General features: G+C 40.8%; 12 protein-coding genes. 5 read left to right on the top strand and 7 right to left on the bottom strand.

Annotation, left to right across the window (positions count from 1 at the left end; translation table 11 throughout):
* The 3 genes from J7E57_RS26290 to J7E57_RS26280 form a co-directional block, all read left to right on the top strand.
* Window positions 1–2,572: MBG domain-containing protein (locus tag J7E57_RS26290; RefSeq protein ID WP_215130299.1), on the top strand; the 2,572-nt coding region annotated here is incomplete at its 5' end.
* Window positions 2,573–2,593: 21 nt separating this feature from the next.
* Window positions 2,594–3,478: a PorP/SprF family type IX secretion system membrane protein gene (locus J7E57_RS26285; RefSeq protein ID WP_215130301.1), complete on the top strand. Its 885-nt coding sequence runs from the start codon at window positions 2,594–2,596 to the stop codon at window positions 3,476–3,478.
* A gap of 116 nt (window positions 3,479–3,594) precedes the next feature.
* Window positions 3,595–3,789 carry a cold-shock protein gene (locus tag J7E57_RS26280; protein WP_215130303.1) on the top strand — a complete coding sequence of 65 codons (195 nt, stop codon included), beginning with the start codon at window positions 3,595–3,597 and terminating at the stop codon, window positions 3,787–3,789.
* Window positions 3,790–3,889: 100 nt separating this feature from the next.
* Here J7E57_RS26280 and J7E57_RS26275 read toward each other — a convergent pair whose 3' ends face one another.
* The gene (locus J7E57_RS26275) at window positions 3,890–4,594 is read right to left on the bottom strand and encodes a response regulator transcription factor (protein ID WP_215130305.1); all 705 of its coding nucleotides are present in this window, start codon (window positions 4,592–4,594) and stop codon (window positions 3,890–3,892) included.
* A 12-nt stretch (window positions 4,595–4,606) separates the two neighbouring features.
* Window positions 4,607–6,040, bottom strand: a complete 1,434-nt coding sequence (locus tag J7E57_RS26270) for a sensor histidine kinase (protein ID WP_215130307.1) — start codon at window positions 6,038–6,040, stop codon at window positions 4,607–4,609.
* A gap of 236 nt (window positions 6,041–6,276) precedes the next feature.
* Between J7E57_RS26270 and J7E57_RS26265 the strand changes: the two genes are divergently transcribed.
* Window positions 6,277–7,686, top strand: coding sequence for an alpha-L-fucosidase (locus J7E57_RS26265; protein ID WP_215130309.1), 1,410 nt, complete (start codon window positions 6,277–6,279; stop codon window positions 7,684–7,686).
* A 354-nt stretch (window positions 7,687–8,040) separates the two neighbouring features.
* Here the strand turns inward: J7E57_RS26265 and J7E57_RS26260 are convergent, their stop codons facing one another.
* Together J7E57_RS26260 and J7E57_RS27335 are read right to left on the bottom strand one after the other, a co-directional pair.
* A complete protein-coding gene (locus J7E57_RS26260; protein WP_131032265.1) occupies window positions 8,041–8,859 on the bottom strand; it encodes an alpha/beta fold hydrolase in 819 nt (272 codons plus the stop codon).
* 194 nt (window positions 8,860–9,053) lie between these two features.
* The gene (locus J7E57_RS27335) at window positions 9,054–9,185 is read right to left on the bottom strand and encodes a hypothetical protein (RefSeq protein WP_262897899.1); all 132 of its coding nucleotides are present in this window, start codon (window positions 9,183–9,185) and stop codon (window positions 9,054–9,056) included.
* A 150-nt stretch (window positions 9,186–9,335) separates the two neighbouring features.
* Between J7E57_RS27335 and J7E57_RS26255 the strand changes: the two genes are divergently transcribed.
* Entirely contained in the window at window positions 9,336–10,949 is a 1,614-nt protein-coding gene (locus J7E57_RS26255; RefSeq protein ID WP_215130311.1) for a Na+/H+ antiporter, read from the top strand.
* A gap of 359 nt (window positions 10,950–11,308) precedes the next feature.
* On the opposite strand, the gene J7E57_RS26250 is transcribed toward J7E57_RS26255, so the two are convergent.
* The 3 genes from J7E57_RS26250 to J7E57_RS26235 all read right to left on the bottom strand — a co-directional run bounded on the left by J7E57_RS26250 (window position 11,309) and on the right by J7E57_RS26235 (window position 17,721).
* Window positions 11,309–13,264 carry a sigma 54-interacting response regulator gene (locus tag J7E57_RS26250; protein WP_215130313.1) on the bottom strand — a complete coding sequence of 652 codons (1,956 nt, stop codon included), beginning with the start codon at window positions 13,262–13,264 and terminating at the stop codon, window positions 11,309–11,311.
* Window positions 13,265–13,440: 176 nt separating this feature from the next.
* A complete protein-coding gene (locus J7E57_RS27210) occupies window positions 13,441–15,360 on the bottom strand; it encodes a sigma 54-interacting transcriptional regulator (RefSeq protein WP_251030041.1) in 1,920 nt (639 codons plus the stop codon).
* Between the two features lie 6 nt (window positions 15,361–15,366).
* Window positions 15,367–17,721, bottom strand: a complete 2,355-nt coding sequence (locus J7E57_RS26235; protein ID WP_215130315.1) for a histidine kinase dimerization/phosphoacceptor domain -containing protein — start codon at window positions 17,719–17,721, stop codon at window positions 15,367–15,369.
* Window positions 17,722–17,727 lie beyond the last annotated feature (6 nt).

The following is a 17,727-nucleotide window of genomic DNA, read 5'->3' as shown; positions in this document are numbered from 1 at the left end:
AACTGCATCCGCCAAAAGCAAAGCTTATGGTGATGCCGATCCGGCACTGACCTATACTTTCATCCCGGCTCTGGTAGGTACTGATACTTTTACGGGAGCATTGAGCAGATTGCCGGGTGAAAATATTGGAACCTATGCCGTTAACCAGGGTACACTTACACTGAACAGCAATTATACCTTAAATTATGTGGGCGCAAATCTCACTGTTGGCAAAAAAACAATAACGGTCACAGCAGCGGCGAAGAGTAAAATCCAGGGCGCTGCCGATCCGGTGCTGACCTATACTTTTGCCCCGGCTTTGGTAACAGGCGATAGCTTTACAGGGTCCTTGAGCAGGGCAGCTGGTGAAACCGCGGGTACATATGCCATTATCCAGGGTACACTGGCATTGAATGGAAACTATATTCTGACCTACATCGGGGCCAATCTGACGATAGAAGCGAAAACCGTAATAACGGTAACGGCGGTAGCGAAAAGCAAAACCTATGGTGATGCAGATCCGGCATTAACCTATGCTTTTGCTCCGGCACTACAGGCTGGCGATAGCTTTAGCGGAAGCCTGGACAGGTTGCCGGGAGAACATATTGGTACCTATGCAATTGGCCAGGGTACACTTGCCCTGGACGGGAAGTATATCATAACTTATGTTGGTGCTGATCTGACCATTGGCAAAAAAACAATAACGGTGACAGCGGTAGCGAAAAACAAAACCTATGGTGATGCTGATCCGACATTGACCTATACTTTCGCTCCTGTATTGCAAACAGGTGATAGTTTTACAGGATCCTTAAGCAGGGCGGTTGGTGAGAATATTGGTACTTATGCCATCAATCAAGGTACACTTGCATTAAGCAATAACTATAGCATAGCATTTAGTAGTGCCGATTTAACTATAGATAAGAAAGCCATTACGGTAACTGCTGCTGCTAAAAGCAAAAATTATGGTGATGCTGATCCGGCGTTGACCTATACTTTTGCCCCGGCATTAGTAACAGGCGAGAGCTTTAGTGGATCACTTAGCCGTATGGCGGGCGAAAATGTGGGCACCTATCCGATCAATCAGGGCAGCCTGGCTTTAAATGCAAATTATACCCTGAACTATACAGGAGCAAATTTGATAATTGCTAAGAAAACCATTATGGTAACCGCTGCCGCTAAGAATAAAAGCTATGGTGATGCTGATCCGGCGTTGACCTATACTTTCGCCCCGGCATTGGGAACAGGCGACAGCTTTAGCGGATCACTTAGCCGTATGGCAGGCGAAAATGTAGGCATCTATCCAATCAACCAGGGCAGCCTGGCTTTAAATGCAAATTATATCTTGACTTATACGGGAGCCGATCTAACCATCGCTAAGAAAACCATTACGGTAACAGCCGCTGTCAAGAGCAAAACTTACGGAGATACCGATCCAGCGCTGACCTATACTTTCGCCCCCGCATTGGGAACAGGCGACAGCTTTAGCGGATCACTTAGCCGTATGGCAGGCGAAAATGTAGGCATCTATCCAATCAACCAGGGCAGCCTGGCTTTAAATGCAAATTATATCTTGACTTATACGGGAGCCGATCTAACCATCGCTAAGAAAACCATTACGGTAACAGCCGCTGTCAAGAGCAAAACTTACGGAGATACCGATCCAGCGCTGACCTATACTTTTGCCCCGACATTAGGAACTGGCGACAGCTTTAGCGGATCACTTAGCCGTGCGGCTGGCGAAAATGTAGGCGTATATGCTATTGCCGGTAGTACCTTGAGCGCGGGTGCTAATTACACTATAGATTTTAAAACAGCTGACCTGACGATTAATAAAGCGGTGCTAAGCGTAACTGCAGATGCAAAGCAGATGTGCCAGGGAGCTGATCTGCCAGCATTTACTTTGAGCTACAACGGTTTTAAATTTTCTGACAATGCAAACAGTTTAACCACAAAGCCATCGGTAAACAGCACCGGAAGCAGGTCTTCTGCGGCTGGAGATTATGTGCTTTCGCCGGTTGGCGGCGTATCTGCCAATTATACTTTTAATTATATCAACGGTGTGTTCAAGATCAATCCCCTTCCCCTTATCACTATCAATAGCGACAAGGGAACCAGTATCAGCAGGGGAGAAACTGCTATCCTTACCGCAACAGGGGCTACAAGTTATGTATGGGCGACTGCAAGCGGCATCTTAAGCGGTCAAAATTCTGCCAGTCTAGCTGTTAGACCAAAAGAAACCACTACTTATACAGTTACGGCTACAAACAGCAGCGGATGCAGCCAGAGCCAGGCCATTACCCTGTCTGTGGCTGAGGATCTTTCAAAAATCAAGGCGAACAACATTCTTACCCCAAACAATGATGGCTTTAACGATAAGTGGGTAATCGAGAATATCGACTACTATCCGAACAATGAAGTTAAGGTATTTGATAAGGCCGGTAGGATCATTTATAGTAAAAAGGCATACGATAACAGCTGGGACGGAACAGTCAACGGAACGGCACTTTCAGAGGGTACCTATTATTATATTGTTGATTTCGGTACAGATAAGATGAGGGTAAAGGGTTTTATCACACTGGTAAGGGAAAATTAGTTAAATTAAAGAGAAGATCAAATGAAGACTTTATATAAATTATTGATGTTACTGGCCGTATGGATACCTGCAGCCAGTGTTCATGCACAGCTGAATCCGCTTTCCTCACAATATTATACCAACCGTTATGTAATCAATCCCGCATTTGCAGGTGCAAACAATGGCCTGCGCATAAACGGGGCCTACCGTAAACTTTGGGATAACGTTCCGGGCGCTCCCGTAACGCAGAATCTCACCGCAGACTATGGTTTTGGTAAAGTTGGTGTAGGATTGAACATGAGCAATGAAAGTGCGGGGCTACAGCGGCAGACCCGCATAGTAGGTAGTTATGCCTACCACCTGCCTTTAAACGCAAACAACCAGCAGCTTCATTTTGGCCTGTCTGTAGGTTTCATGAACCAGCGTCTTGAAAACGCAGATATTTATGGCAATCCGAACGACCCGATGGTTGGGCTTTACAATGACCGAAAAACCTATCTAGATGGGGATTTCGGCATTGCCTATACTTCAGATAAACTGAGCATCGAGGGATCGCTGCCCAACCTGAAAAGCTTTTTCAAAAAAGATGTGATCAAGCTGGCCGATGTGGCCACTTTTTATACGGCCATAAGTTATAAGATTACGCTGAGCGAAGGAATGGAGGGGATAGAGCTTGAACCAAAAGTAGCCTACCGCGGGGTGAAAGGCTTCGATAATATCTTTGATCTGAGTGCACAGGCCTGGATTGCAAACAAACAGGTGTTTCTGATGGGGGTATACCATAGCAGTGAAAATGCCACATTTGGCATTGGTGTCGACTTTAAAAGAAAATACCTGATCAGTGGGATGTACACCACACAGACCTCGGCTTTAAGTGCCTATACCAACGGCAGTTTTGAGCTGAATCTCAGGTTGAGCGTACTGTAGTGTTTTGGCGGAAGGAAAATCTTGGGTATTTGAAGGCATGAAGGAAATGGTCGTATCAATGTCCTTATAATACCTGGTGAACAGATTGACAACCACGATGTTAATAAAATCTATATATGGAACAAGGTAAGGTTAAAATGTATAATGGCGAAAAGGGTTTTGGCTTCATCACGCCGGATGCGAACCAAGAGGACATTTTTGTGCACGTGACTGGACTATTGGTTCGTGACCTCAAGGCGGGTGACATTGTGGAGTATGAAACCGAGCAGGGCAAAAAAGGGTTAGTAGCGATCAATGTCAAGAAAATATAACCTGCTAACACTTCTTGAAGTGTTAGCATAAACCTCTATATTTTTACATGGAAGCGTCTTTGTAAAGATCAGTTACCTCGTTTTGCAAGTAAATATGCTATCACTTAACTTTTAGAATGTAACCCAGGCCATATACGTTTTCTATACTGACTTGTTCTGAGGCCTTAAAGAGCCGCCTTAGCCTTGAAATAAAAACTTCAAGGCTTTTTCCATTAAAGTAATCGTCGTTTCCCCATAACGCCAATAAAATATCTTTCTTTTTAACTACCTGATTAATATTGCCAGCCAAATGGTCTAATACTTCCGATTCTCTAACGGTTAAGGAAACTTCTTTGCTGTCGGGCATCCGCAGAAACAGCTGATCCTTTTGGTACCTGATATCACCTATGTTGATAAATCCTGAACTGGATGGGGACTTTACGTTTGGAGTGCTTGAAAACTTATTGATGATATTTCCTATCCTAAGTACCAGCTCTTCAATTTCGAATGGCTTTGAAATATAATCTATTGCACCAATTTTGAGGCCGCGAAGACGGTCCTGTTTTTCGTTATGTGCCGTTAGAAAGAAAAAAGGTTGATTGGAGTTGATCATCACCATCTCTGTGGCCAGGTCAAAGCCGTTCATATCTGGTAGCTGTACATCCACAATAACCAATTTGTTATCAAGCTGGTTTGCGCTATAATACGCCAACGCTTCTGAAGCAGTTTTAAACCATAGGACACTGAACCCCCTCAATTTCAGGTATTCTGAAATTACATTGCCCAGGTCTATTTCATCTTCAATTATTATGATATCATAACTCATAAAATTCTTTGATTAATGATTTGTACTAATTAGAGTCTGCTCCGCAGGGATATGAATCAAAAATTCGGTCCCTTTTCCCAATGTTGTTCTTACGCTGATTTCCCAGCCATGAATATCAATGCACTGTTTAACGTAATATAAGCCCAGCCCCAGGCCCGAAACGGTATTATCTTTACCTGCACGGAAGAACTTATCGAATATTTTTTCTTTCATTGCGTCTTCAATTCCTTTTCCGTTATCTTTAATGTGGATGGTATATCCGCCATTATGCTCAGTAATAAAGAGCACAGTCATTTTTACATCGCTATGATTGTGCTTAAAGGAGTTGTCGAGGATGTTTTGTAACATGGTGGTAAACACAAAAGGATCAACCATGATCATTATTTCCGAATCATGAGGATCAAAAGTAAGGGCATTTGGTTCTTGAACTTTTATTTTATAATCATTAACTAAAGTAAGAATTGCATAATTAAGATCTGTTTCCTCCAGGTTAATGTTGCTGTTGATTTCGGAAATTTCCAGCATCTGGTTAATGTGGGAGTGAAGCCGCCGTGCCTGTCTCTCTACAATATTTACAAGTGCATTTACGCGTGTCCTGTCATTGAGCACCTCATCTTCGTGCAGGCTTTTGCTTGCCACTAAAATAGTAGTAATAGGGGTGTTAAATTCATGTTTAATACTGTTTAGGAAATCAGATTTAACATCCGTTTCTTTTTTCTGCCTCATCCAGCTGATATAGGTGTAATAATTAATGCCTACAATAATAATAATGCAAAGCGCAACCAATAAAAATGTTGGTAGCATTTGATAGGCTACTTTTAAGGTGCGGCCGGGAGGATCGACAAAAAGATTAAAGGTAACTCTGTAATCGTACACCAGTTTGCCACTAACAGAAAGGTTGGTTACCCTGTTCTGAACGTTCGGACTAGTCAATGTGCCATCAATGATGACTCCAAACGGTGTTTTTTGGCCTGCTTTGAACAACGTATCAGTACTGGTGTCAAATATGGGGATGTTGCCGATATTGGTATCGAAGTTAATCTCAATTGACTGGAAAGTGAGCAGATACTGCAGACTGGAATCTAACCCATTCCTTTTAACGATCGAGCGGAAAACACTGTCCATAGTACTTTCTTTTCGCAGGTCTTTTAATAGTGTATTACTAATGCTTTGTGAGCGTTTAACAAATTCTTTCTTGTTGCTTAAGTATGCTTGTTTGAGCGCGGGCATATTTCTCGAGAGGATCGAATCGATAATCTTTCCGCCGCCCTTATATACTTTGTCTTCGGATATACTGCGTCCATATTCGTCGTTAATCAGCGTTTTTTCTTTTAAACTATAATCCCTGTCTCTCAGAACGTAAGAATTGTAGGTTAGCCTGAGCTGTACCAGAAGCAATATCAGAAAGCTGGCCAATACTACTGCCTTATATATACGATCTTTCATTTTATCCTTTAAAAATAGCCGTATTATTTCATAAATACCATAACGTTAAGCTTTTGTTAGGTTTCTGTTACGTTTTCGTTCGACAAATTCTTTCAATGTCGGGTGTAGCTTTGAATAATGGAAAGCAGATCGCAATAAAAACCAGATTAATGTTGAATGATTGGGTTTGATAAGGCCTGTAATCCAGTAAGTCTTTTAAATAAATAATACAAATCACATAACCAAAAAAAAGAGAAATGACCTTTAAAAGGATTTTATCATTATTGCTTATCGTTTCGGGAACGACATCTATTTATCCGGCAATTGCCCAGCAAAAATCGGCCAATAAACCACTGCCCGAACTTCAACAGGATTTTGTTGACCTTGGGTTGGGCATGTTTATCCACTATGGGATGCCAACTTTTATGGATCAGGACTGGTCTGATCCTGATGCTGACCTTTCATTGTTTCAATCGCCAAAACTAGATGCAGACCAATGGGCAAAAGCTGCAAAATCTGCTAACATGACCTATGGTTGCCTTACCACTAAACACCATAGTGGTTTCCCGATCTGGAATACCAAAACGACAGCGTATAATGTAATGAATACGCCTTTAAAACGCGATGTAGTTAAGGAATATGCAGATGCTTTCCGCAAAAACGGATTAAAGGTAATGTTGTATTATTCCATATTGGATACCCACCATGGCATCCGCCCAAACCAGATTACTCCAGCCCACGTTAAAATGATCAAAGATCAGATTACCGAACTGCTCACCAATTATGGCGAGATCACAGCGTTGATTATCGATGGATGGGACGCCCCATGGTCGAGGATTTCTTATGATCAGGTCCCTTTTGAAGATATCTATTACCTGATTAAATCATTACAGCCAAACTGTTTAGTGATGGATTTAAATGCAGCAAAATATCCTACACAGGCGCTATTTTATACCGATATCAAATCTTACGAACAAGGCGCAGGGCAGTTTATTTCTAAAGAAAACAACAAACTTCCGGCGCTTGCCTGTCTTCCGTTGCAGGCCAACTGGTTCTGGAAAACCTCTTTCCCTACCACTCCGGTAAAAAATGTACCTGAATTGGTGAACAAATTCATCATTCCCTACAACGGTGCCTATTGCAATTTTATTCTCAATGTAGCGCCAGGTAAAAACGGTTTAATAGATGATAACGCTTTGGCAGCACTTAAAGAAATGGGCCAGATATATAAAAAATCTACAGATCTTCCACGTATTCCTACGCACGCTGCACCGATTATTTCGAGCAACATCGCCAAGCACATCAAAAGCAACAGCAGCTGGGGTGATGATATGAACATTATGGATTTTGCCAATGATGATGATTTCGGTTCGAGCTGGTCGTCCAATCACACCGTAAAATCGCCATGGTATGAACTGAATTTTGAAAAAGCTGTTCCCTGTAATATGGTGGTACTAACCGCGGGCAATAACAGAAAAGCTACCTACAGTTTACAATACTATGCAAATGGTAAATGGAACGCTTTAGCTGCAAAAAATGAGGGAGAGAAAAAGGTGAGTATTTTTAGGTTCGAGCGCATCTGGTGCGAAAAAATAAAGGTAACCATCACAGACTTTGATAGCCCTCCCGCTATTGCTGAACTAGGGGTGTTTAACGAAAGAAAATAAGATGTGTTAGCCGGATCGTTTTTGGCCCGGCTAATTTATTAACCGCTCTTGGTTGATGTATACTATTAAAATACGGCATTTGCCTTATCTGGGTAACCCCTGAGGCTGTTCGCAGTATTTGGTGCCTGGTTTATTGCTTTTGGGCAGTCCCATTTATGCGCAACAGGGCGCAACAATCAAAATTACCGGTAATCTATTTTCTGATTTAAGTTGCCATAGATCTCTTCATTCCGCGATACGCCAGTCGGGGAGGACCGACTATTCAGAAAGTATATAAATGATAGCTTGTCGAATGCCCTATTTATAAAATTACAGGCATTTCGACAAGCTTAATGTGACAGGTTTATAAATACTTTACGATTTAATAAAGGCTAAAATATCCTTGTTAATTGTTTCTGCCTCTGTTGTAGGCATACCATGAGGGAAACCTGGGTAAGAGATCAGTTTTCCATTTGGCAACAATTTTGCCGCTCTTGGTGCCTGGTTGAAAGGAACAATCTGGTCGTCTTCTCCATGCAATACCAATACTGGAATTTCCACACTTTTTAGATCTTCAGTGAAATCTGATTCCGAAAATGCTTTAATCCCCTCATAATGTGCCAATACAGATCCCATCATGCCCTGGCGCCACCAGTTGTGTTTTATTCCTTCCTGAACGGTTTTACCATCACGGTTCCAGCCGTAAAATGCTACCGGGAAATCGTAAAAATATTGGGCTCTGGTAAAACCTGTACCCTGACGGATTTCATCAAATATCGCCAATGGCACGCCTTCCGGATTGCTTTCGTTTTGGATCATAATCGGCGTTACTGCACTGATTAAAACTGCTTTTGCAACGCGGCCTTTTCCATGTTTCGCAACGTAACGGATTACTTCACCACCACCTGTGGAGTGGCCAATGTGAATGGCATCTTTCAGGTCGAGTGCTGCTGTTAGTTCTGCAATATCGGCTACATAGGTATCCATATCATTGCCATTGGCACTTTGACCTGAGCGGCCATGCCCACGGCGGTCATGCGCAATCACCCGATATCCCTGTTTCAGGAAAAACATCATTTGTGTATCCCAGTCATCTCCAGATAATGGCCATCCATGATGAAAAACGATTGGTTGTCCCGTTCCCCAATCTTTGTAATAAATTTCAGTTCCGTCTTTTACTTTAATTGTACTCATAGCTTTTAGATTAATTTTAATTGTTTAAAGCAGTTTTTGCGAATTACCCAAAATTAATAATTGATGTTAAGGTAATCACTAAACTGTATGTTAAGTTTCGTGCTGACTTATTACAATTTGCGATCCATTTTGTTAAGTGTTTGATTTTTAGTTATTTATTATTTATTTGTTGGTTATTTATTTGCTTTATTTCGTTAATTTACGGTAGTTGTTTGGTAGGATTGATTTCTACTTAATGATTTTTGATTATGCTTTGGCGGTGAGATAATCGTATTGATTAAACCAACATCTGGAGCATTGGTTTCTGGCATTATCGTATTACCCATTTATTGTTTGCTTAGCGGATTGCAGCAATTATTCCAGGTAAAATTACGTTATATCGTCAATTGCTTTGCTGAAACAACAACCCTTTAAAGCTCAAATAACTGGTTATTTGTTGATTATATTTGTGGTTTGTTTTTTGTTTTGAAAAAGCTATGCACTATACCCTTCTTCAGTTCATTATTTTACTTTCAGCAGCTTTTCTGTTGATTATGCTGGCGCAAAAGGTAAAAATTTCCTATCCTATATTTTTAGTAATTGCCGGTCTAGGTATCAGCTATATTCCGGGTATCCCGCCAATGTCTATAGATCCTGAAATTATATTTCTGATTTTTCTTCCTCCGCTGCTTTATGAAGCTGCCTGGTATACCTCATGGAATGATTTCTGGCGCTGGCGCAGGCCGATCAGTTTGCTTGCTTTTGGCCTGGTTATTATCACATCGGTAGCCGTTGCATTTTTAACCTCTTCCATGATTCCCGGTTTTACACTTGCCATGGGCTTTTTGATTGGGGGCATTGTTTCGCCACCTGATGCCATTGCGGCAACATCGGTATTGAAGAATATTAAAGTGCCAAAACGGATTACCACCATTTTGGAGGGCGAAAGTTTGGTTAACGATGCCTCAAGTTTAATTGTACTCCGTTTTGCGTTAGCTGCGGTAATTACAGGGCAGTTTTCGCTTTCAAATGCAGCAGGTGACTTTTTCTTAAGTACTGTTATGGGCATTGTAATCGGATTGGCCGTGGCTCACGTATTATATCTTATCCATCGGTTTTTACCTACTACACCCAGCATCGATGCTGCCATCACTTTAATTTCGCCCTATTTTATGTATCTGGCTGCTGAGCAGTTCCATTTTTCGGGCGTGATGGCTGTGGTAAGCGGCGGTTTGTTTTTATCGTACCGGTCGCACGAAATTTTTGTAGATGGGCAAAGCCGCTTGCAAGCCATCAATGTATGGGCAACATTAACCATGATCCTAAATGCTCTGGTATTTATTTTGATCGGACTGGAATTACCTATCATAATGGCCGGCTTAGAAGGTTATTCAATTTGGGAAGCTTTTAGTTATGGACTGATCATTAGTGCACTTGTAATTGTACTCCGCATCGCCTGGATTTATCCCGTAGCTTTTATACCAAGGTGGCTATCTGCCAAGGTAAGAAGGAGTGAAGCCCACCCAGGCTGGAAAGGCCCGTTAATTATCGGATGGGCTGGAATGAGAGGAGTCGTTTCTTTGGCTGCGGCACTCTCATTGCCTATTACTACTGCTGCCCACATTAATTTTCCACACCGCAACCTGATCATCTTCATCACGTTTGTGGTTATTTTGGTTACCCTGGTTTTTCAGGGCCTTACTTTGCCTTATATAATCAAGGCGATCAACATTTACGAAATTGATCCACTGGTACCTGATGAACAACAAGAGGCCAGCATTAAACAGCGGCTGTTAAATGTTTCATTAAACCGCTTAAGGGAAAACTACGCAGAGGAGATTGAAGGAATCGGATTGGTAAATGGTTTGAAAAATGAACTCGAGAACAGCTTAAACCACACCTCCAGAAGACTCGAATCAATGGAGTGCGAAGCAATTGAAAATGCGGAGATGGAAGTTTATAACCATATCTTAAAAGATATTTATCATATCCAGCGGCAAGAACTTCACAAAATCCGAAAGGAAAAGCAATTTAGTGATGAGATGATCAGGAAGCAGGAAATGCAGATCGATTTATCAGATACTAAAATTCCGCATAAGAAATTGCAGTAAATGGTAATGGCTAAATGGTTTATACAGCAGTGGCGAGGCGCTGCGAAACAAAATCTTTAACATTGTTCAAAAATCTCTCCTCCAAAGGACTTCCTATGGAACACTGAGGAGATGACGATACCTCGCGATTACGGTACAGATTCCAATATAAGAGTCGTCATCTCGACTGGAGTGCAACGGAATGGAGAGATCTTTGAAGCAAATTATTGAAATGAACTTTGAAAGATTTCTCCACTACGGTCGAAATGACGATACCTCAAAACCATTTTTCTTATAAATTATCCCTTGGGATAACAAATCACAGCGCTTAATCTATTCTGGACTCCAGACTACCGACTCAGGACTAAAGCCTCAACTGCCTACTTAACAAATTCAAATTTTATCCCTAGTTTTTTAATTTTAGAGTTTAATGTCGTAGAGGGGATATTAAGGATTTCTGCCGCGCCGCCCGGGCCAAATATTTTGCCTTTACACATCTGTAAAATGCTCATAATATGCTCCCTCTCCATTTCTTCCATGGTTTTGATTTTGAAATGATCTCCATGAGCAAAGTTTGCTGCCAGGCTAGGGTTTGGAAGGTCAACTTTAGTAATCATTTCCCCTTCAGTTAACAGCATACTTCTTTCTATCAGGTGCTCCAATTCCCTGACATTTCCAGGCCATTGATAATCCTGCATTTCATTCAATGCATCCGTAGATATTGAAGTAACTGATGATGATCTTTTTTTGCCATATTTTTCAATAAAATAAGCAGCCAGAGCAGGTATATCTTCTTTTCGGTCTCTCAGCGAAGGTAATTCTATCGGAAAAACATTCAAGCGGTAATATAAGTCAAGGCGGAAACGGCCTTCTGCGACTTCTTTCTCCAGATTTCTGTTGGTGGCCGTAATGATCCTAACGTTTATCTTTTTGGTGTAATTTCCACCCAAACGTTCAATTTCTTTTTCTTGGAGCACCCTTAATAGTTTTACCTGAGCTTCTAAGGGAAGTTCGCCTATCTCGTCCAGAAAAATCGAACCTCCGTCGGCCTGTTCAAACTTGCCGATGCGTTTTTCGTTCGCGCCTGTAAAACTTCCTTTTTCATGCCCGAAAAGTTCCGACTCTATCAAGGTTAAGGGTAAGGCTGCACAGTTTACGGTAACCAGCGCTTTGTTTTTTCTGGGAGATAATTTATGGATGGTCTGTGCAATTTTTTCCTTTCCGGTACCACTTTCGCCCAAAATAAGCACCGAAGTATCATCGGGTGCCACCAATTCCAATTTCTTAAATGCGGCGTGCAGTAAAGCACTGTTACCAATAATGCCATTAAAATCCTTTTGGATTATTATAGCTTGTTCTTTTTTGATGATTGGCTTTTCAACTACAGGTAAGCTCATAGCTGGAGTTTGAGCGATACTATCCTTACTTAAAATAATTTTATCTAAAATGAGTTCAAGGCTTTTCTTAAATTGGCCAATAATACCCGAATGAACTTTTGTGTAGATATCTGAAAGCTGGTTGAAAAAAACGAACTGAAATACATCTCCGTCTCTTTCAATTTCGGTAATCAAGGCTGATTCGAGTTTGTAATGGTCTGAAAGCGCTTGTACAGATAGACTTTCCATTCTCAGTTTCCGAAAATCATATCCGTTAAAGATGGGTTTCTCATTATGAGCAAGCGCAGTGCTGTTCCATGTTTTAAAATCACGATCTGAAATATTGGTTTCTTTCAATAAAGCGTCGGTGTTGAGGATATCGAACGTTCCGTCGGAAGCGCGGCTGATGTAAACATCTTTTGTAGTTGTGCGTGGCTTTGATCTGGTAATCCAGAGAAAATCAAAAGGTACAATGGGGTGCATCGCGGCACTGATCTGTTTCAAACGCTGCGAAACCGTTTCCTGCTTTTGCGCAATATGTTCAATCTGTTTATGTAGCGGTGGTTCTTTATGATGGTTATATTTCAGGTTTTGTTCATGTCTGTAACGGGCAATATCCAACATTACCATCAGGTCTTTTTCGCGGAAAGGTTTAACCAAAAAGCCATAGGGTAGGGTTGCTTTTGCGGCTTCTAAAATCCCCTGATTGGTGTTTGCGGAAATATAAATAAAAGGGATTCCCATTTCTGTAAGCTGACCAGCCAGATCAATTCCTGTTTTGTCGCCCTGCAAAAAAATATCCAACAGTATCCAGTCGGGTTCTTTGGCTGCGATCAACTCAAGCGCCTTTACCACCGATGGCGCTACCCCACACACTTTATAGCCAGCTTTTTCGAGCATGATCCTAAGATCGTTGGCTACAATAAATTCATCTTCTACAATTAAGATTTTCTGTTTCATTTTCTATTTCGGGCGAGCGTTAGATATAAATCAACGGCCAACAAAGGTCCCTTTTTGATTAATACAGTCTATTCAAATCAAGAAAAATACCAATCTTTAAGTTTTTGTTTATCAGTGTTTTATTGTGTTAGTTGGTTTTCGGAATTCATGATATATCGTCGATTTACTAAATATCATTAACGTTTTATATCCAGCTTTTTAATTTTAGAACTCAAAGTAGTTGCCGGAATGCCCAATAATTCTGCCGCACCACCGCTGCCTGCAACCTTGCCTTTGCAGAGCTCCAAAACCCTGATGATATGGTCTCTTTCATTGTCAATAATCGTTTTTATTCCATTTTGCGAAAGCGGTTCTTCATTTTTAATTCCAAGTTCCAAATGAGCGGGATTAAGTTTTCCATTTGATGAAAGCAGTACACTCCTCAGCATCACATGTTCCAGTTCTCTGATATTGCCTGGCCAATCATATAACATTAGCCGATCCATAAAATCAGCGGGAATTTCAGTAATATTTTTACCTACTTCCTTTGCATGTTTCTGAACGAAATACGCTGCCAATAGTGGGATGTCGGTTTTTCGTCGACAAAGCGGAGGAACATGTATTGGAAAAACATTAAGACGATAGAAAAGATCCAGCCTGAACCTGCCTTTTGCAATCTCTTTCTCCAGATTGAGGTTAGTAGCAGCAATTATTCTTAAATCGACTTTAATAGGTTGTTTGCCACCAATTCGCTCAATTTCTTTCTCCTGCAGGGCCCGAAGTAGTTTTGCCTGCAGATCGAAGGGCATTTCTCCAATCTCATCGAGAAAGATGGTGCCACCGTTCGCCTCTTCAAATTTTCCGATTCTGGTGTTCACAGCGCCTGTAAACGAGCCTTTTTCATAGCCAAATAGAATGGATTCAATTAAATCAGCAGGTAGTGCAGCACAATTTACGGCCACAATTGGTTTTGTGTTTCGATGTGATAAGCGGTGGAGGCTTTTGGCAACTTCTTCTTTTCCTGTTCCACTCTCCCCGGTTATCAATACAGATGTATCAGTTGGTGCAACAATTTTTATCTTGTCTAAAACACTGAGCAAAGCAGTACTTTTGCCAATAATATTTTCAAAATTTTTTTTCACTACAGGATAGTTGCCGCTTTCCTGATGTAAAACTGTTTCCGTTCCCGCTTTTTCAAGCTCGATAATATGGACCAATTTTTTCTCTAAAGTGCCTGACAAAAAGTTAAGCAGCTCCATGTGTGCGGGTTGGTAAATGTTTTCGGTTCTACTGTAAAACGAAAAGCTGATCTGATCACCATTTTCCAGGTAGAATGTTTTTACCAGATTAGAATAAAGATGATAAGTGGTGGCGATTAAATTTTTCATTGGAGCAGCCTTTTTTACCCCCTCAAAATCATCACCAATGTAAATGGCGTCGGCTGTTGTTTCGGGTACCAGTTGATTGATGGTATCATATTCTGCCCTGCTTAAACCCGCGTATTTTAAGAACTCATTTGCTGTAAATAAGTCGTACTGGTCGAAGTTTTTTCTGGTGATTCCAGTTTCGCTATATCGTTTTCCATCTTTTGCAATACCTGAAAGCGCAATAAAATCAAAAGGAATATATGGCTGGAAGGCAGCTGCAATGGCTAAAATTTTCTTTTGCCAGGTTAACGATTTCATCGAAATATCTACAATGAAATCCTGCATAAAGCGCTCGCTGCTCATTTTCATGTTGTTGCTGTTTTCCTTGCGGTACCTGGCAATATCAATGCTTAATAAAATGTCCCGGTCGCGGTAAGGTTTAACAATAAACCCGTACGGGCAGGTAGACTTTGCAGCCTCCAGCACTTTTTCATTCGAATTTGCAGAGATATAAATGAATGGGATCTGGCTTTTCATCAAATCGTAAGCCAGATCAATGCCGGTTAACCTGCCCTTTAAATAGATATCTAAAAGAACCAGGTCTACCTGATGTTTTTCCAGTAGGGCCTGAGCATTTTTAACAGAATCGGCAATGCCGACAACCAGATAGCCGGCACGTTGCAAAATCATCTGCAGATCGTGCGCGACGATAAATTCATCTTCAACAATTAGAATTTTTTCTGTCCTCATCTTCAATTAATCTTTCAACAGGAATAAATCTTCACTTCTATTTATAAAAATTAAGCTTAACGAAACACCATCTTTGCTTTCCATCGTAAAAACACCATCAATTTGGGCACTCAATCCCTTCATTAAAATAATGCCCAGTGTGTTGCTCTGTTCATAATCAAAATCGGCGGGTAATCCGATGCCGTTATCCTCAATAGATAGTTGATAATGATCTTCCTGGTATTCTTTTAGGCTAATGATCACTTTTCCGCCATGCCTATCAGGAAAAGCATATTTAAAAATATTGGTAATTGCCTCATTAATAATTAGGCCGAGCGGTACAGCTTTCGAAATGTCCAGCTCGAGATTTAAAATATTCAGATCAAAGCTGATCTTTTTATCATCGTTCAGGCTTTCCTTTAAATATTCAACCAATTCTACAATATAAGGTTGAATGTTAATGGTAGCCAGATTTTCTGTTTGGTAGAGCTTTTGATGAATCAATGCAATACTTTTCAAACGGTGCTGACTTTCTTTTATGGCCTCAATTGCCGATAAATCTTCAAGGTAATAACTTTGGCTGTTCAGTAAACTCATTGTTAACTGCAGGTTGTTTTTAACCCGATGGTGCACTTCCTTAATTAAGCTTTCTTTCTCTTCAATTAAATTATTTTTTTGTTGAATATTTACTTCAAGTTCGGCGTAGGCAAGATCTATATCTGCTTTTTTCTTTACCAAAGTATCATGAAGTTTCTTTTTCAACCGGAACCTGCCATAGATTAAAACAAGCACGATAGTTAAAAATGCCAGCCCGGCGATAGTGGCATTTTTGATCCATTGAATGCGGTTAAGCTCCTGACTTTGTAATTGTGATTTCTTCCTGAGGATTTCATTTTCATTCTCCTTTTGCGAGGCCTGGAATTCAATCTTCAAACGCTCAATGGTATTTAAATTCTCCTGGCTAAGCATAGAATCTCTAAGCTTATGAAAGGTTTGCAGGTGAATAATGGCCTCGGCAGGACGATCTGTAGATACATCTATTTTGTAAAGAATTTCATTTAAGCGGATCTGCCTTGGCAAGGTCATGCTGATCTGGTTTTCTCTCGCCTTTTCGGCGAATTGTAAAGCTAGCTCGTATTTGTTCTGGGCAAAGTAAAATTCGCTTACAGAGAAGAAAACTGAAGTTTGGAAAGTGTTGGAATATGTTTTTAATGTAGCATCTTCCAGCAGTTTATCGAAATACTTTTTTGCCAGATCGTACTTTTTTAACGCTGCATAACATTCGCCAAATGCCAGAAACATAAAATATTCATGTCCACTTGATGGATTGTTAACCTCGCTCCACGTTTTTTCGAGTATGGCCAGTGCTTTTTTTGCTTCACCTAATTTGATCATTTGGCTCGTAATGGAATAAGCCGTAACAAAGCGGAAAGGATCTTTTTTATTGTTACCATCAAGGGTTTTATGGTACCATGCAATACTTTCCTTAGCTTTACCCATAGCCTCGTATGCAGAGCCCACCCGGTTTAAATAAGTGCCGAGTACTTCCTCGTGGTTGTTTTGTGCCGTTTTTACACTCAGTAATGCGTAATTCAGTGCCTTACTGAGTTCTCCTTTTCTTTCATAAACGGCCGAAAGCAGGTCGTAGGCCATTGGCAGATCGGGAAGTTTGAATTTTTTATCCAGCGCTATAACCTCAAAAAGCTCTTTTATGGATAAATCAAATTTTTCTTCCTCCAAATGAAAGTCGGCCATTGTTTTTAGAAGCGTTGCCTCTCTGTATTTTTCCTGAAAAGAGGTGCCGATTTCTTTATACAAAGCATGTGCAGTGGCTGCCCGGTTGTAAAATGTTTTGTTTTTATAATCAGAAACCGTATCGGGAACACTAATGTAATAAGAATACCATGCGCTGGCTTCGAAGCGCTTGTTGCCAGCTTTTTGTGCAATAGCGATTGCCTTTTCATAGGTGAGTGCCTGCTGCACTCTTAAATGTTTTTTGTTCAAAAACCGGGCGTAAGCCATAAGGGTACGGAATTCCCAGTTTTGGGATTTAAGTTGATCATTTAAAATATGTGCTTTTTGCAGATAAGGCATTGCCCTCACTAAATTTATGCTTTGGTTTTCTTGTTGATTGATGAAATGATCGGCAATTTTTAGCAGGTATTGTATGCGGTTTGTATCGGGTTTTGAATCAGCCAAAAGTCTCTGCAGCTTTTGAAGGGAATCTGTAGGGTTTAGACTGCCTACCCGATCTCTGGCTGAAGTATTACTGCTCTTAATGAGTATTAAACTGAAAATCGCAAATAGTATGATGAGCACGATCATTTTATTGATCTGCTTTACTGCTGCAGTTTTTTTAGACAGTTTGTTTAATTCTATCATTAAATG

The organism is Pedobacter sp. ISL-64 (genome assembly GCF_018613605.1).
In the GTDB taxonomy this organism is placed as follows: Bacteria; Bacteroidota; Bacteroidia; order Sphingobacteriales; family Sphingobacteriaceae; genus Pedobacter.
This window is presented reverse-complemented; position numbering and strand designations above follow the sequence as displayed.

Coding starts and splice junctions, on each gene's coding strand:
- J7E57_RS26285 (WP_215130301.1), top strand. CDS start 2,594: ATGAAGACTTTATATAAATTATTGATGTTACTGGCCGTATGGATACCT.
- J7E57_RS26280 (WP_215130303.1), top strand. CDS start 3,595: ATGGAACAAGGTAAGGTTAAAATGTATAATGGCGAAAAGGGTTTTGGC.
- J7E57_RS26275 (WP_215130305.1), bottom strand. CDS start 4,594: ATGAGTTATGATATCATAATAATTGAAGATGAAATAGACCTGGGCAAT.
- J7E57_RS26270 (WP_215130307.1), bottom strand. CDS start 6,040: ATGAAAGATCGTATATATAAGGCAGTAGTATTGGCCAGCTTTCTGATA.
- J7E57_RS26265 (WP_215130309.1), top strand. CDS start 6,277: ATGACCTTTAAAAGGATTTTATCATTATTGCTTATCGTTTCGGGAACG.
- J7E57_RS26260 (WP_131032265.1), bottom strand. CDS start 8,859: ATGAGTACAATTAAAGTAAAAGACGGAACTGAAATTTATTACAAAGAT.
- J7E57_RS27335 (WP_262897899.1), bottom strand. CDS start 9,185: ATGGGTAATACGATAATGCCAGAAACCAATGCTCCAGATGTTGGTTTA.
- J7E57_RS26255 (WP_215130311.1), top strand. CDS start 9,336: ATGCACTATACCCTTCTTCAGTTCATTATTTTACTTTCAGCAGCTTTT.
- J7E57_RS26250 (WP_215130313.1), bottom strand. CDS start 13,264: ATGAAACAGAAAATCTTAATTGTAGAAGATGAATTTATTGTAGCCAAC.
- J7E57_RS27210 (WP_251030041.1), bottom strand. CDS start 15,360: ATGAGGACAGAAAAAATTCTAATTGTTGAAGATGAATTTATCGTCGCG.
- J7E57_RS26235 (WP_215130315.1), bottom strand. CDS start 17,721: ATGATAGAATTAAACAAACTGTCTAAAAAAACTGCAGCAGTAAAGCAG.